Source organism: Micromonospora sp. WMMA1998 (assembly GCF_027497375.1).
In the GTDB taxonomy this organism is placed as follows: domain Bacteria; phylum Actinomycetota; class Actinomycetes; order Mycobacteriales; family Micromonosporaceae; genus Micromonospora; species Micromonospora sediminicola.
In genome coordinates, this window is the sequence record NZ_CP114911.1 from 1,482,791 (window position 1) to 1,497,323 (window position 14,533).

Sequence of the window (14,533 nt, forward strand, 5' to 3'; positions counted from 1 at the left end):
GGAGCCGGCGCACGCGCGGCCGGTCGGCAAGCGGACACTGATCACCTTCCAACACCGCCGGTCTCGACCGCGGTTCGAGGCCGCCCCGAACCGCACCGGAGATCGTCGAGCCACCGACAGACAGGGGTGGCAGATGGTCAGGTTCGGCTACAAGGCCTCCGCCGAGCAGTTCGGCCCGCGGCAACTGCTGCCGGCGAGGGTGAGCAGGTCGGGGTTCTGCCGGCCCAGGGCCGGGATGTCGGCGTGGTAGCCGATCCGGTTCAGCCAGCCGTAGGCGGTGGCCTGCCACTCGCTCTGCCGGCGCAGCTCGTCCATCGGCACCGGCTCGTAGCGGGTGGGCAGGCCGGTGTGCCGGGCGAACGTGGCGGCGATCTGCTCGCCGCTCAACTCGTCCCCGGCGAGTTCGATCCGGGCGCCGACGGTCGCCGGGTCGTCGAAGGCCGCGGCGGCGAAGAAGCCGATGCGGCTGTGGGCGATCGGCGCCGACGACTCGGCCCGGCTGCGCGGCACGGCCGCCCTGGCCACCGCGCGGATGACGTACGCGGCCTACGAGAACGCGCTGCGCGCGCCGGCCTGGGGCCGGCTGACCGCCTCGGGCGCGCCGAAGCCCCGGCTGGTGTGGACCGCCACCCAGGTCCGCGACCCCTACTACCTGGAGACCCGCTACGTCGACGAGCTGGTCGTCTCCGGCGCGGCCACCGTGCTCTCCCCGGCCACGTGGCGGGCCGTCGTCGAGTACGGCGAGCCGCGCGGCGACACGGTGCACGGCACGTACGAGGAGGCCCGGCAGGCGCTGGACCGGCTCACCGACATCGGCGTGGACCTGCCCGACGTGCACCGGGTGATCCGGGCGCGGTCGGTGGCCCGCTCGGTGGCCGGCTGGCAGCGGGTCCGCGACGCGGTGGCCGCCACGCACCGGCAGCCGGTGGGCTGAGCCGGACCGGCCGGCACGGCCCCCGGACGCCTCGGCGTCCGGGGGCCGTTCGCGCGTCGCTCAGTCGACGACGAGTGCCACCTTGCCGCGCACGTGGCCGGTCTCGACCAGGCGGTGCGCCTCCGCCGCCCGGCTCAGCGGCACGCTCTCGGCCACCTCGACCACGAGCTTGCCGTCGGACCAGAGCCGGGTGAGGTCGTCGAGCTTCTGCGCCGAGCGTTCGGTGCCGATGCGCCGGATGTCGAGCTGCGCGGACCGGGCCCAGTCGGCGATGGTGACGATCCGCTCGGTGCTGCCCAGCAGCTCCAGCGAGACGTCCAACGCCTCGCCGCCGATCGCGTCGAGGGCGCAGGTGATCCCCTGCGGCACGGCCGCGCGCACCCGGTCGGCCAGGCCCGGTCCGTAGGTCACCGGGACCGCGCCGAGCGAACGCAGGTAGTCGTGGTTGCGCTCGCTGGCCGTGCCGACGACCTGGGCGCCGCGCGCCTTGGCCAGCTGGACCGCGAACGAGCCGACCCCGCCGGCGGCGGCGTGGACCAGCAGCGTGTCCTGCGCGCCGACGCGCAGCTCGTCGAGGGCGGTGTACGCGGTCTGCCCGGACGCGGTCAGCACGCCCGCCGCGGCCCACGGCATCTTCGCCGGCTTGTGGCCCACCTGCTCGGCCGGGACCACCACGGTGTCGGCGTAGCCCTGCATGTCGAGGTAGGCGATGACCTCGTCGCCGTCGGCTAACCCGGTCACGCCGTCGCCGACCTGGTCGACGATGCCGGCCACCTCGTTGCCCAGCCGCACCGGAAAGGTCAGCGGGTTGTACGCGGCGAAGTCACCCCGCCGCGTGGCACAGTCGAACGGCTGGACCCCGGCCGCCTTGACCCGGATCCGCACCTGGCCGGCGCCGGCCTCCGGGTCGGGCGCGTCGACGAGGTGCAGCACCTCGGGCCCGCCGTACTCGTTGAACACCACGATCTTGGCCATTGTCATCCTTCCGCCGGCGCGATCGCCGGTGTCTAGTGTGGAGGTTGTCGGCTCGTCGGCGCGCCCAGCTCCTGCGCCGGGAACATCGCCCGGATCACGCCCAGGCCCTGGGGCAGCATCACGGCGCCGAACAGGCCCTGCACCACCCGCGCGCCGACCAGCGTGCCGGGGGACGTCGCGACCGCGCAGAGCAGCGACGCCACGGTGAACCCGGCCGCGCCGACCAGGAAGACCCGCTTGCGGCCGTAGAGGTCGCCGAGCCGGCCACCGGTGATCAGGCCGGCGGCCAGGGCCAGGGTGTAGCCGGCGCCGAGCCACTGGATCAGCGCCGGCCCGCCGCCCAGCTCCGCCCGGATGGACGGCGCCGCGATGTTGGTGACCAGGGTGTCGAGCAGGTCCATGATCGAGGCCAGCAGTACGACGGCGAAGGCGGACCAGCGCCACCGGTAGGCTCCGCCGGCCACCGTCGACGCGGGCGCGAGGGCCACGTTGTCGGTCATGTCGTCCCGTTCGTCGGAGTGCCCCGGCGGGTCCGTGAACGCCCACCGGGAGGCAGTAGCGAAAAGGTTCGAGAGTCGATACCTTCTAAGTCCGAAGTATTCGGGGTTCGGAGTGACCATGTCAAGGAGAACGCGGGACGAGGTGGTCTACGCGTTGATGCGGACCTGGCGGGCGTCCCGCCTGCAGACCGATCTGCTGGACGACGCCGCCTTCCACAAGATCGGCATCAACCGCACCGACGGGCGGTGCCTCGACGCCCTGAGCGAGGGGCCGATGCCGGCCAGCGTCCTGGCCCAGGCCTGCGGCATCAGCCCCAACGCGCTGACCACCGTCGTCGACCGGCTCGCCGAGCGCGGGCTGGTCGAACGGGTCAAGGACCCGGCCGACCGGCGTCGGGTGCTGGTCCGGCTCACCACGCTGGCCGACCACGTCAGCCAGCAGCTCTACGGGCCGGTGGTGGCGTGGTCGCTGCGCAACTTCGAGAAGTACTCCACCGAGGAACTCGCACTCATCGAGGGCTTCATCGACGCCGGCCGGCGGTTCCAGGCCGAGCACATGAGGTACATCGCCGCGCTGGACCTGTCCTGGGAGGTCCCGGACAGCCCGGCCGGCGGAACCCCCGAGCCGGGCTGAGAGACCGGTCCGGCCACCGACCAGCAGAGGGAGCAGAGCATGAGCAGCGCCATCGGAGAGGCCCGCCCCGCCCTGGGGCGCCGGGCCACCCGGGCCGTGGTCGTCGTGGCGGCGGTGGTCGCCGCGGTCGTGGTGTTCGCCGTCGCCGACGCCGTGGCCGGCGAGATCCGCGTACCGCAGCGGCCCGCCTCGTCCGAGACCGAACCGCTGACCCTCAGCGCGGTCACCTTCGCCGCCGCGCTGGCCTGCCTGGCCGGCTGGGCGCTGCTGGCCGTGCTGGAACGCTTCACCGCCCCGGCCCGGGCCCGGGCGGTGTGGACCGGCGTCGCCCTGGTCGTGTTCCTGCTCAGCCTGCCCTACCTGCCGGGCTTCCGGCTGGCCGACCGGGTGGCGGTCGCGCTCGTGCACACCGCGCTGGCCGCCGTGCTCATCCCGGGGCTGCGCCGCACCGGCCGGGCCGCCTGAGCGGCCGGGCGAGGAGAGGAGGAACGCCGTGCTGGTGGAGGTCTGGGCCGACATCATGTGCCCCTGGTGCTGGATCGGGAAGCGGAGGTTGGAACGCGCGTTGGCCGACCACGGCGACCCGGACACCCGGATCACCTGGCGGGCCTTCGAACTGCGGCCGGGCCACCGGCGTACCCCCGACCTCACGCTGGGCGAGGTGATGGTGCGCTGGCGCGGCCGCACGGAGGCGGAGGTGACCAAGCTCTTCGGCTGGATCCGCACCCTCGGTGCGCAGGAGGGGCTGGAGCTGAACCTCGGCACCACCCGCCCGGTCAGCTCCTTCGACGCCCACCGGCTGTGCCACCTGGCCGACGCCGCCGGGTCGCGCGACGAGATGACCGAACGGCTGTTCCGGGCCCACCTCACCGAGAACGTCAACGTGGCCGAGCACGACGTGCTGGTCGGCCTCGCCACCGAGGTCGGCCTGGACCCGGCGGAGACCCGGCGGGTGCTCGACGGCGACCGGTACGCGGCACAGGTCCGCGCCGAGGCCGGGGCGCCCGGGGTCACCGGCGTGCCGTCGCGGGGCGTGGTGGCCTTGATCGCGTCGAAGCAGGCGACCACGATCGGGGTCACCGGGGTGTCCGCCGCGCCGGTCAGCGCCACGTCGACGCTGCCTCGCGGATCAGGTCGGCGGCGTGGCTGACCGCGTCCAGGCCGGAGGTGCAGCCGTCGGAGACCATAGTGACCGGACCCTCGGCGCCCACCGTCCAGGCGACCTCGGCCGGCATCACGCTGGGGATCAGGTAGTCGAACATGTGCGGTGACAGGTAGTCGTGGTCGACCAGCCACCGTCGCCCGCTGTCCGAGAGCACCAGGTACTCCCGCTCCAGGCTGGTCGCGGCGGCCACCGCGCTGCCGAGGCTCACCCCGATCCGGGTCGGGTCGACCTCGGACGGGTCGAGCCCGCTGTCCTCCACCGCCTCCCGGGCGCAGACCACGGCGAACTGGCTCGCCCGGTCCATGCGGCGGATCTCCCGCGGGCTGAGCCCCTCCAGTTCGGGGTCGAAGTCGCACTCGCCGGCCACCCGGGAGCGGAACGGCGCGGGGTCGAAGAAGGAGATCCGCCGGGTCGCGGTGCGTCCGCTGGAGATCAGGTCCCAGAACTCCTTGGCGCCGCGCCCTCCGGGGGTGCGGACACCGATGCCGGTGATGACGACTCGGCGGTTCATCGGCGGACCTCCCGGGCGGTCGGGCGGCCCGGGGCGGAAGCCGGACGGGATGGGCGATGCGTCACCGATGGGTCCCTTCGCGACGGCGGGAACGGCGACGCCGGGGTCAGGAACCGGCGTCGCGCCCCAGCGTCCGGGACGGCGCTCGAACCGCGCTCGAGACCGGTTCGGTCTCCGGTCAGGTCCGCACGGGGCTCGCCCGATGGCAACCCCTGAGCACGCCGGGGGCACCCCTGCCTCGGCTCGGGCCATCCCGACCCACCCCTCACCCTCGGTAGCAAACCGTGCCGTCCGACAGAGAGGTGAAGCGAATCGATACTGATTAGCGGCTCAGCAGCAGGAAACTTTGCGCCCTCCGCCACCACCCCTTGGATCAAGGGGTTCAGCTCGACAAACCTTTGCCATAGATTGCCGTCCACGGCTCGCGGCGTGGATCACGAGCCGACGCGCGATACGAAGGGAAGGTGATCGCGATGTCCACCATGACCGACGCGACCATCACGGAGAGTGCCGCGATCGAACTCACGGACGTCAACGAGGTCGAGGTGGTCGAGATCGAGTTCGACGAGCTCGGACGCTTCGAGTCGCTGTCGATGTGCTGCAACGTCGCGTTCTGACCGATCCGGCCTGAGCAGTACGGAACGCCGGCGGGACGTGGCGGCCAGCCGGTACGCCACGTCCCGCCCGGCACCCGACGACCGGAGGAGAGCCCCCGTCGTGCACACCTCCCTGATCTTTCCCCCGGCCACCTACTACCACATGCCGTACCTCGCTCCGTACCTGCTCAAGGGGCACCTGCACGCCAGCAGCCCGGTGACCTGCCGGACCGACGACGCGAACATCCGGTTCTTCCACGCCCTGTGGACCGGCGGCGTCGAGCCGACGGAGCTGGACCCCTCGACCCCGACGCGGGTCCGGCTCAGCCTGGAGTACCTGGCGGCCCGCGGGTCGTCGGCCTGGGAGGCGCTGCGGGACCTGGCGACCTACCGGAGCACCCGCGCGGTCGCCCGGGCGTCCCGGACGCTGCGCTTCGCCGACCTGGCGCTCTCCTACGACCTGCGGCACCACGGCCTGACCCGACCGGTGCCCACGCCGGAGCAGGACTGGCCCACCCTGGTCGACCGCCTGCGGCACAGCGTCCTCGGCCGGTGGCTGGAGCGGGACGTCCGGGACGGGCGCTACCGCGACTGCGCGGTGGTCTGCCTCAGCGCCGCCTACCTGGAACAACTCGCGCCGGCGCTGCTCATCGCCCGACTGGTCAAGGAACACCAGCCGGGCACCGTGGTGGTGATCGGGGGCAACGCCGTCACCCACGTCCGACGGGAGGTGTTGGCGCACGACACCTCGTTCTGGCGCGACATCGACTACGCGGTGGCCTTCCAGGGCGAGGAGCCGCTCACCGCGTTGCTGACCGCGCTGGCCGCCGGGGCGACCGACGTCGACGTCGACGGTGTCGCCCGGATCCGGGACGGGGCCGTCGCCTACCAACGCGCCGCCCCGCAGACCGGTCCGCCGGCGGGGGCGCCCGACTTCACCGACCTGGACCACCTCTACCCCACCCCGGAGCCGATCTACCCGCTGCTGACCAGCAAGGGCTGCTACTGGGGCAAGTGCGCGTTCTGCACCCACCACGAGGGATACGGCGACGGCTACTTCCGGCTCGGCGCCGACGCCGTCGACGACGCCCTGAAGGCGATCACCGCGGTCGGCGGCTCCTACCTGTACTTCGTCGACGAGGCCATCCCACCGCGGGAGATCAACGACCTGGCCCGCCGGCTCGCCGCGATCGCCGACGTCCCGGCGGAGACCACGACGGCGCGGCCGACCGCGGACCGGCGGTTCCGGTGGACCGCCGAGGCGCGGGTGGACAAGCCGATGCTCACCGAGGCGGCCGTGCGCAGCCTGGTCGACTCCGGCTGCGTGCTGCTGGTCAACGGCATCGAGGCCGGCTCCCAGCGGGTGGCCGACCTGATGCGCAAGGGCATCCGGCTCACCGACGTGGAGCGGCACGCCGAACTGCTCAAGCGGGCCGGCATTCCGGTCGGCTGGATGTTCTTCATCGGCTTCCCCGGCGAGACCGACGAGGAGGCCCGCGCCACCTTCGAGATGATCCGACGCAACCGGGACCACATCTCGTACGCCTCCGTCGGGACCTTCGCCCTGGAACGGGACTCGCCGGTCTGGAACGACCCCACCCGCTACCGGATCAACCTGCTCGAGGCGCACGTGCCGTACGCCCTCGCGCAGAACTACACCACCGCCGACGCCCCGGGCCCCGAGGTGGACCGGCAACGCACGCGGCTGGACCGCCGGCTGGCGGAACTGCACGCGGAGTTCCCCGACCTCGACCCGATCTTCGAACGGGCGGTGGACCGGTCCTTCGCGATGTTCATGGCCGTGGCCCAGGACGGGCGGCCGGAGGCGCCGGTCGGCGCCAAGCCGGTCGGCGAGTCGTTCCGGTCTCCGTCCCTGGGCCGCACGGTCACCGTCGACCTCGACCGCTGGAAGATGAGAGTGAACCCATGACCACACAGACCATCGGTGACCTCCCCGCCGAGCTGGTGCTGGCGCCGTTCGTCAAGCTCACCGGCACCCGGCGGTACACCGGGGACACCCCCCGGGTCTACCGCCGGCTCGACCTCTGGCGCGGGGCGAAGCGGGGCGTGGCCGCCACCGACCGGATCACCCGCCTGCTCGGCCGGTTCGAACACCCGCAGTCCACTGCCGCGCTGGTGCTCTCCGCCGGGTCGCACGCCGACGACCTGGCCCGCACGCTGGCCACGCTGGTCGAGGTGGGGCTGCTGGTGGACGTGTCGGCCATCCGCACGCCGCGACCGTCGTTGGAGCTGGAGATCACCAACCGGTGCAACGCGGACTGCATGATGTGCCCCCGCCAGGAGCTGCGCCCGCTCGGCGACATGAGCGAGGAGACGTTCGACCGGTTCCTGGAGTTCGCCGCCGCGATCGAGGCGCCCGGGATCATCCTGCAGGGCATCGGCGAGCCCACGCTGCACCGGCGGCTGGTGCCGTGGGTCCGGCGGATGCGGGAGGCCCTCGGGCCGGAGGAGCGGTTCCCGATCGTCGCGGTCACCAACGGCTTCCGGATGGACGCCGACACGGTGACGGCGCTGCGCGACGCCGGCCTGTCGTTGCTGAAGTGGTCGATCCACAGCCTGCGCCGGGAACGGTTCGCCACCATCTTCGGGCGGGACAAGCGGGACGCCTCGGTGGCGAACCTGGAGGCGGCGATCCGGGTGGCGCCCGACCTGGTGGCCCTCAACTTCGTCAAGATGGACATCAACCAGGACGAGGTGGACGACTTCCACCGCTGGATCGAGGAACGGGGACTGTCCCGGGGCAGGTTCCGCCAGATCGAGGTCCAGGGCCGCGGCGGCACCCTGCCGATCATGCAGCTCACCTCGCGTCCCGGCGCCGCCGACCAGGCGCACTGCCTGTTCCGCAAGCAGTCCCTCTTCGTCGCCTGGGACGGCGACCTGCTGCCGTGCAGCAACGACGTCGGTAGCCGTCACCGCTACGCGAACCTGAACGCGGACGACACCGACACGATCATGAGCCGCTGGCGCACCGAGCTGCTCGGGCGGCCGGCCGAGTTCGCCATCTGCGACGGGTGCGACCACGGCAGCCGGGGCAACCTGCCGACCGACTGGCACGCGCTGGCGAGCGGGGCCCGGCTGGAACCCGCGTGAGGGCGCCGGAGGCCGTGGACGTCGCGGGAGCGTGGCGGGACGTCGCCGCGACCTGCGACATCGTCAGCGTGGACGACCGGGGCGCCGCAGCCCTGCTCCGGCACGGGGCGCGGGGCTGGCGGCTGCGCTCCCCCGACCCGGCCGCGGTGCTCGCCCAGGCGCGGCGTCTCGCCGGCGACGCGCCGGTCCCGGGCGGAGAACCGCGCGAACGCTCGGCCCCGCTGCCGGAGCACGTCCTGCTCGACGCGCCTGACGACGGCTGGCGGCTGGGCCGCTGGTGGACGGCCGACGACCTGGTCACGGCCTGCCGGAACGCGCCGGACGCGACGGTGCCGGTGGCGGCCTGCGCGTACCGCCCGGCGCCGTGGGCGGCGGCGCTGGCCGACCTCGCCGGCGCCGTGCCGCACCAACCCGTCCTCGTCCTCGGCCGCTGGCTGGTCGTGGGCCCGGTGGTCCGCAACCGCACCGACCACCGCTGGCTCCGGTCCCTGCTGGGCCAGCTCGACCCGCAGCTGTCGGCCCGGATCGACGGCGACCACCGGCTCGCGCATCCCGCCGGCCGGGCGCTGCCCGCCTCGGTGGTGTCGGCGGTCGTCGCCGCCCGCGAGGTGGACCCGGACGGCGCCGACATCCACCTGCGCGACCTGCGCGGCGGGTCGCGCCAGCGGGTCCGGCCACCCCGCTCGGTGCGGCGGGCGGCGCGGACGGACCCGCCGGACGGCCCGGTCTTCCAGCCGTGGGTGGACCACGAGGAGATCGACGCGGCTATCCCCCTGACCGTCGCGCTCGGCGCCGCGAGCGATCCGGTACGCCCGGTCCGGTCGGCCGCGGTCTCCCCGCTGGCCGGCCTCGCCACCGCCCGGGCGGCGCTGGAGGCCGCCGAACGCTTCGCGCTCAACCGCCGTCCCGCCCGGACCGTCACCTGCGCCCGCGAGGACCTGCCCGCCGGCCAGTCCGTCGTGACGCCGGAGCCGTTCACCGACGCGCAGCGGACCGCCGCGGACTTCCCCCACCCGGCCGTGGACCCGCGCGCGCCCCGGCCGTGGACGTCGGCGACCTCGCTGGTGGACGGACGGCCGTGCTGGGTGCCGACCGAGGTGGCCTGCCTCGTTCCCGCCGTCGCCGGTGACCGCCCGTGCGTACCGCGTACCAGCACCGGCACCGCGGCGCACACCAGCGCCCTGCTCGCCGAGCAGGGCGGGCTGCTCGAAGTGGCGGAGCGGGACCTGGTCGCGCGCCACTGGCCCGCCGGCCGGCTGCACCGGCTGGACCCGGGCGTCTGGGCCCGGGAGCTGGACCAGGTCGCCCGGCAGCTCGGCCGGGACCCCCACCTGTACCTGTGCGCCGACCCGTTGGCGTCGGTCTGCGTGGTCACGCTGCACGACCCGGACACCGGAGCCGCGCACGTCGGCGGCTGTGCCGCCGCACCCACCGTCGCCGAGGCCGCCGCCCACGCCTTCGAGGAGGCCCTGATGCTGCACCACCGGGGCGTACCGGTCGGCGCGCCGGCGCCGCTGGCCGCGCCGGTGGTGGCGGACCCGCTCGACCGGGCCGGCGTGGCCGCGTTCGAGGCGGACTTCCACTTCGACCGGCTGCGCCGGCACTACCGGGCGGTGAGCGTGGACCTCGACACCCCCGGGCTGCGCGCCGACGGCATCGTGGTGCGCAAGGTGATCTCACCGGTCGCGGCCGACCTTCCGATGCCCGGCGGGCCGCTGCCCGAACGGCTGCTGGACGCCGCGGCGATCCGTGGCGCCGAACTGCTGCGACTGTTCCAGACGGGCTGAGGCGGCGCCGGTGCGAGACCGAGACCAGGAACGTACGGTCACCGACCGACGGTCGGCGGCCCTGGTGTTCCACGCCCTCACCGGGCTGCCACCGGAGGGACCGCCGGTGGCCACGCTCCGGGTACCCCGACAGCAGCCCGGCCGACGTCCGGCGGTGACGCGGCCCGCGTCGGCGCGCCGCTTCGGCCCGGCCGGACCGGACGTCGACGCCGCGGCCCGTCAGGTGACCGGGGAGGTGTTCGGCCGGGACCGCGACGGCCGCCGCGCGTATCCGTCGGCCGGCGGGCTGTACGCGGTGCGTGGTCACCTCGTGCAGTCGCACGCCGGTGCGGTGCTGGCCTGTGCCGGCGACGAGCAGCCCACGGTCGGCGTGGTCGACGCCGGTGAGGTGCGGGCACGCGCCTTCGCCCAGGTGGCCGGCGAACCGAACTGGGTGGTGCTGACCGGCCGCCAGCCCCGCTACCAGGAGCGCTACGGCTTGCGCGGCTACCGCTACCTGCTGCTGGAGGCCGGGCACCTGGCGCAGTGCCTGCTCGACGCGGCCGCCCGGGCCGGCCTGCGCGCGTTGCCGGTCGGCGCCTTCGACGACGAGGGTCTCGCCGAGACCCTCGGTCTGCGCGGAGCGGACCAACTGCCGCTGTACCTCATCGCGCTGGGCCGCTGAGGCGGGCCGCGCGACCACCCCGCACACACCGGAGGACCCGATGCGGCCGACGATGACGCACCGCTGGCTCGAACGCCCGCTGGCCAACACCTATCTCTGCCTGGCCACCGTGGGCGGGCCGGCGCTCGAACAGCTGGTGGGCGCGCCCACCGGCACCAGTCACCTGCTGGAGCACCTGCTGTTCCGGCGGGTCGAGACCGAGCCGCCGGACTCGCCGTTGCGCGGGGCCCGGCTGGGCATGTTCACCTCGCGGGAGACCATGCAGGTCGACGTCGTCTGCGCGCCGGAGGCCGCGCCGGGCATCGTCGCCCTGCTCGAGCGGTGGTGGCTCGACTTCCGGCTGACCGCCCGTCTGGTCGCCGAGGAGCTGCCGGTGATCCGAGAGGAGCTGGCGGAGCGACGCTTCGAGCTGATGCCCCGCCTGTGGCCGCTGGTGTTCGGCAGGTACGCCCCGGGAAGTTGGGCCGCCCGGCCGCTCTCCGGGCCGGTCGAGGACCTCGCCGGGCTGGGCGTCGACCAGTTGCTCGACTGGCAGCGCGGGGCGGTCGGGCTCGGCGCCCACCTGACCGCGGTCGGCCCCCGGGACCCGTGGCGGGGCTCCGGCCGGTACACGGAGCCGAAGCCGGGCGACGCGGTGGCGCTTCCCGACCTGCCCTGGACGTCGTTCACCTCGTCGCCGGCGCCCCGGGACATCCCCGACGCCGACCGGGTGGTGGTGTGCTGCGCCCGGGAGGTGCCGGGCCGGCGGTCCCCGCGCGCCGCCGCGGGCCACTGCCTCAACGGCGCGCTCGACCGGGGCCTGACCGTCGAGATCCAGCGGGAGCTCAAGCGCCGGCACGCGATCCGGTCGATCGAGTACCGGCAGGAGTTCCTCGCCGACCGGGCCGTCGTGGTCGCCGTCACCGAGTGCCGGGGCGAGGTCGCCGCGGACGTGTGCCGGCTGCTGGAGCGCTCCTTCGACCTGCTGCGGCACGACGTCGACGCGGCGAGCCTGGCCGCCGCCGGCGCCGGCTACCTGGGCGCGTACCTGGACGAGCCGAAGACGCTCGCGCAGTACGACGCGCGCGCCGGCCTGCTCGCGGTCGATGCCGCCGTGGACACGCCCACGGTGCTGCGGGACAGCGCGCCGGAGACGATCCGGGCCCTGGTCCGCGACCACGTCGCGCCGGCCGGACCCGCGATCGTCGTCCGCCGGAGGTGACGGCCGTGCCCCGTCCCGGTGCCCGCGCCGGCCGGTTGATCCTCGCCGCCACCAGCTTCTCCGCGCTGGGCGACGGCTTCCGCTACACCGCGCTGCCGCTGCTGCTGCTGTCGGTGGGTGCGGGAACCGACACCCTGTCGACGGCGTACGTGGTCAACAGCGTTCCCGGCGTGCTCTTCGTGCTCTTCGGTGGCCTCATCTCCGACCGCTACCCGGCCAAGCGCGTCGTGGTCCTAGTCGATCTCGTCCGGGCCGTCGCCGCGACCGTGTTCACCGTGGCCCTCGTCCTCGACGTGGTCACGGTGTGGTGGGTCTACCTGCTGATCTTCGTCCTCGCGACGGCCGAGGTCGTCTACTTCAGCGCGGTCCAGGTGTTCCTCGCCGACGCGCTCGACCGGTCCGACCTGGGCGTGGTCAACGGCCGCGTCGCGTCGGTCACCACCACGGCCAACAGTCTCGCCGGACCCGGCGCCGGCGCCTTCCTGTTCGGGCTCGCACCGGTCCTGCCCTTCCTCGTCGACGCCGTCTCGTTCGTGGCGGCGGCGGTCTGCAACGGGCGGGTGCCCACCCCGAGGCGGACCCCGGGCGGGGCGCCGGCCGGTCGGACCGGACCGGCCGGCGCGGTGGCGCTGCTCGCCGCCGGCTTCCGGGCCACCTTCTCCGACCCGGTCCTGCGCGGGCTCTTCGCCTTCGCGGTGGCGCGGGCCTTCGCCGCGGCGGCGGTGCTCTCCGTGCTGGCGGTCTTCGTGGTCACCGAACGAGGGCTTCCGGTCAGCCACTACGGATACGTGCTCGCGGTCGGCGCGGTCGGCGGGGTGCTCGGCGGCTGGTTGGTGTCGCGGTACGGCGACCGCGTCCCGTTGTGGCGGAGCACCTGGGTGGCGAACATCGCCTTCGGCCTCTCCTTCGCGTCGCTCCCGCTGGGCGCCGGCGTGCCGGTGATCGGTGGCCTGCTCGCGGTGAACCTCGCCGCCGCGGTCTGGACCGCGGTGCTGGCCGCCACCCACCGCCAGCGGGTGGTGGCCCGCGACGAGCTGGGCCGGACGAGCAGCGTGCTGCGGCTGGGCGTCGGCGTGGCGACCGTCCTGGGCGCGGCGGCGGCCGGCCTGCTCGGCGACGTGGTGCCGCTCGGCGGCTTCTTCGTCGCTCTCGGCCTCGGGGTGCTGGCCGTCTGCGCCCCGTTCCCCCGCCCGCCCCGGCCGCGTGCCGAGCCGCCGGTCGGGCCCAACGGCGGCGCCCGCGCGGAGCGGGACGGCCCGGTCGACGTCACCGCCTGAGCCGGCGACGCGAACGGCCCGGAGCGTCGGGTCGACGTTCCGGGCCGTGGCGTGGGCGTGACGCGTTACTTGAGGAAGCGGTCGAGCGCGGCCTCGATGGTGCCGCTGTCCGGCGCGGCGTACGACTTCAACGTCACCTTGTTGTAGGAGATGAAGCTCGGGCAGCGGCTGGCCGGCGCGGTCACGGTGCCACCGTCGCCGATCTTCTCACCGGTCTTGGCCGCGTGGAACGTCAGCGTGTATCGCGACGAGATGTAGTTGACCGTGACGACCTTGCCGTCGGTGTTCTTGTACTGGCACTTCTTCGGCGTGCCCTCGCTGCCCTCGACCACCTTCAGGCAGCCGATCACCGACGCGGTCGCGAAGTCCGCCGACTTGGTGTAGTAGCTCTTGTCCGAGCTGAACGACTTCTGCGACCAGAACGTGGGCCGGTCCGGGGCGTTGGAGAAGACGAACGCCTTCGCGCTCGACGGTCCGGTGTACGCGGCGGCGTTGAGGATCGCGCCGCCCTCGCAGACGGCTGACATCTCGCTGGAGTACCGGGCGGTCAGCGCGTCGTTGTTGGACGGCTCGTCCGGTCCGGTCGACGCCGGTCCGGACTCGCTGGGGGCGGCGGTCGGCGTGCCCGGCCCGGGGGTCGCGCTCCCGGACGCGACCGGCTTCGGGTCGTCCTCGTCCCCGCTGAAGGCGACGTAGGCGAGCCCACCGCCGCAGCAGAGCAGCGTCAGCGTGACCGCGCCGGCGACGAGGCCCACGATCAGGCCCTTCGTCATCCCGCGCTTCGGCGGGACCGGCGCGAACGGCGCGGGCTGCCCGGGATAGCCGCCCGGCTGGCCCGGGTAGGGCGCCGCGGGCTGGGCGCCGTACGGCGCGCCGGAGCCCGGCGGGGTCCCGTAGGGGGCGCCGGACGCCGGCTGGGCGCCGTAGGGGGCGCCGGACGCCGGCTGGGCGCCGTAGGGGGCGCCGGACGCCGGCTGGGCGCCGTAGGGGGCGCCGGACGCCGGCTGGGCGCCGTAGGGCGCGCCGGAGCCCGGCTGCGCACCGTACGGGGCGTTCGGGTCGGGCTGGTTGCCCCACGCTCCGGCGTTCGGGTCCGGATAGCCTCCGTAGGGAGGGTGATTGTCACTCATCTGAGGTTCTTCCACCTGTCGTCCGTGGTTCCGGCGATCAACCACCCG

Annotated in this window: 14 protein-coding genes and 2 pseudogenes; 11 read left to right on the forward strand and 5 right to left on the reverse strand. The window is 74.2% G+C overall.

Annotated features, from left to right (window positions below; translation table 11 throughout):
* Positions 1–147 precede the first annotated feature (147 nt).
* Positions 148–510 carry an NmrA family NAD(P)-binding protein gene (locus tag O7600_RS06420; protein ID WP_281592758.1) on the reverse strand — a complete coding sequence of 121 codons (363 nt, stop codon included), beginning with the start codon at positions 508–510 and terminating at the stop codon, positions 148–150.
* Here O7600_RS06420 and O7600_RS06425 point away from each other — a divergent pair.
* Positions 461–934: a transaldolase family protein gene (locus O7600_RS06425; RefSeq protein WP_281592759.1), complete on the forward strand. Its 474-nt coding sequence runs from the start codon at positions 461–463 to the stop codon at positions 932–934. The genes O7600_RS06420 and O7600_RS06425 overlap by 50 nt on opposite strands.
* A gap of 60 nt (positions 935–994) precedes the next feature.
* Here the strand turns inward: O7600_RS06425 and O7600_RS06430 are convergent, their stop codons facing one another.
* A complete protein-coding gene (locus O7600_RS06430; RefSeq protein WP_281592760.1) occupies positions 995–1,909 on the reverse strand; it encodes an NADP-dependent oxidoreductase in 915 nt (304 codons plus the stop codon).
* A gap of 32 nt (positions 1,910–1,941) precedes the next feature.
* Positions 1,942–2,409 (reverse strand): MFS transporter, encoded by a 468-nt coding sequence (locus O7600_RS06435; protein WP_281592761.1) that lies wholly within the window; start codon positions 2,407–2,409, stop codon positions 1,942–1,944.
* A gap of 118 nt (positions 2,410–2,527) precedes the next feature.
* Here O7600_RS06435 and O7600_RS06440 point away from each other — a divergent pair, with 118 nt between their 5' ends.
* From O7600_RS06440 to O7600_RS06450, 3 genes and pseudogenes are all read left to right on the forward strand, one after another.
* Positions 2,528–3,043 carry a MarR family transcriptional regulator gene (locus O7600_RS06440; protein WP_281592762.1) on the forward strand — a complete coding sequence of 172 codons (516 nt, stop codon included), beginning with the start codon at positions 2,528–2,530 and terminating at the stop codon, positions 3,041–3,043.
* 39 nt (positions 3,044–3,082) lie between these two features.
* Positions 3,083–3,508 carry a DUF6069 family protein gene (locus tag O7600_RS06445; protein ID WP_281592763.1) on the forward strand — a complete coding sequence of 142 codons (426 nt, stop codon included), beginning with the start codon at positions 3,083–3,085 and terminating at the stop codon, positions 3,506–3,508.
* 55 nt (positions 3,509–3,563) lie between these two features.
* Positions 3,564–4,010: pseudogene (locus O7600_RS06450) on the forward strand (DsbA family oxidoreductase); the annotation flags it as partial.
* Positions 4,011–4,066: 56 nt separating this feature from the next.
* On the opposite strand, the pseudogene O7600_RS06455 reads toward O7600_RS06450, so the two are convergent.
* A pseudogene (locus O7600_RS06455) lies at positions 4,067–4,719 on the reverse strand (beta-ketoacyl synthase N-terminal-like domain-containing protein); the annotation flags it as partial.
* 473 nt (positions 4,720–5,192) lie between these two features.
* Here O7600_RS06455 and O7600_RS06460 point away from each other — a divergent pair.
* From O7600_RS06460 to O7600_RS06490, 7 genes are all read left to right on the forward strand, one after another.
* On the forward strand, positions 5,193–5,336 hold the full coding sequence (locus O7600_RS06460; RefSeq protein WP_281592764.1) for a hypothetical protein: 144 nt from the start codon (positions 5,193–5,195) through the stop codon (positions 5,334–5,336).
* Positions 5,337–5,436: 100 nt separating this feature from the next.
* Positions 5,437–7,245 (forward strand): radical SAM protein, encoded by a 1,809-nt coding sequence (locus tag O7600_RS06465; protein ID WP_281592765.1) that lies wholly within the window; start codon positions 5,437–5,439, stop codon positions 7,243–7,245.
* Positions 7,242–8,426: a radical SAM protein gene (locus O7600_RS06470; RefSeq protein WP_281592766.1), complete on the forward strand. Its 1,185-nt coding sequence runs from the start codon at positions 7,242–7,244 to the stop codon at positions 8,424–8,426. Before O7600_RS06465 ends, O7600_RS06470 begins: the two co-directional genes overlap by 4 nt.
* Entirely contained in the window at positions 8,423–10,213 is a 1,791-nt protein-coding gene (locus O7600_RS06475; protein ID WP_281592767.1) for a YcaO-like family protein, read from the forward strand. The genes O7600_RS06470 and O7600_RS06475 overlap by 4 nt, the downstream gene beginning before the upstream one ends.
* 10 nt (positions 10,214–10,223) lie before the next feature.
* Positions 10,224–10,877 (forward strand): nitroreductase family protein, encoded by a 654-nt coding sequence (locus O7600_RS06480; protein WP_281592768.1) that lies wholly within the window; start codon positions 10,224–10,226, stop codon positions 10,875–10,877.
* Positions 10,878–10,917: 40 nt separating this feature from the next.
* Positions 10,918–12,078 (forward strand): insulinase family protein, encoded by a 1,161-nt coding sequence (locus O7600_RS06485; protein ID WP_281592769.1) that lies wholly within the window; start codon positions 10,918–10,920, stop codon positions 12,076–12,078.
* 5 nt (positions 12,079–12,083) lie between these two features.
* Positions 12,084–13,355 carry an MFS transporter gene (locus tag O7600_RS06490; RefSeq protein WP_281592770.1) on the forward strand — a complete coding sequence of 424 codons (1,272 nt, stop codon included), beginning with the start codon at positions 12,084–12,086 and terminating at the stop codon, positions 13,353–13,355.
* Between the two features lie 65 nt (positions 13,356–13,420).
* Here O7600_RS06490 and O7600_RS06495 read toward each other — a convergent pair whose 3' ends face one another.
* A complete protein-coding gene (locus O7600_RS06495; protein ID WP_281592771.1) occupies positions 13,421–14,485 on the reverse strand; it encodes a hypothetical protein in 1,065 nt (354 codons plus the stop codon).
* Positions 14,486–14,533: the final 48 nt, after the last annotated feature.

What these genes read in the sequence shown, in the direction of transcription:
- O7600_RS06425 (WP_281592759.1), top strand. Translation starts at nt 461, where the DNA reads ATGCGGCTGTGGGCGATCGGCGCCGACGACTCGGCCCGGCTGCGCGGC.
- O7600_RS06430 (WP_281592760.1), bottom strand. Translation starts at nt 1,909, where the DNA reads ATGGCCAAGATCGTGGTGTTCAACGAGTACGGCGGGCCCGAGGTGCTG.
- O7600_RS06435 (WP_281592761.1), bottom strand. Translation starts at nt 2,409, where the DNA reads ATGACCGACAACGTGGCCCTCGCGCCCGCGTCGACGGTGGCCGGCGGA.
- O7600_RS06440 (WP_281592762.1), top strand. Translation starts at nt 2,528, where the DNA reads ATGTCAAGGAGAACGCGGGACGAGGTGGTCTACGCGTTGATGCGGACC.
- O7600_RS06445 (WP_281592763.1), top strand. Translation starts at nt 3,083, where the DNA reads ATGAGCAGCGCCATCGGAGAGGCCCGCCCCGCCCTGGGGCGCCGGGCC.
- O7600_RS06460 (WP_281592764.1), top strand. Translation starts at nt 5,193, where the DNA reads ATGTCCACCATGACCGACGCGACCATCACGGAGAGTGCCGCGATCGAA.
- O7600_RS06470 (WP_281592766.1), top strand. Translation starts at nt 7,242, where the DNA reads ATGACCACACAGACCATCGGTGACCTCCCCGCCGAGCTGGTGCTGGCG.
- O7600_RS06485 (WP_281592769.1), top strand. Translation starts at nt 10,918, where the DNA reads ATGCGGCCGACGATGACGCACCGCTGGCTCGAACGCCCGCTGGCCAAC.
- O7600_RS06495 (WP_281592771.1), bottom strand. Translation starts at nt 14,485, where the DNA reads ATGAGTGACAATCACCCTCCCTACGGAGGCTATCCGGACCCGAACGCC.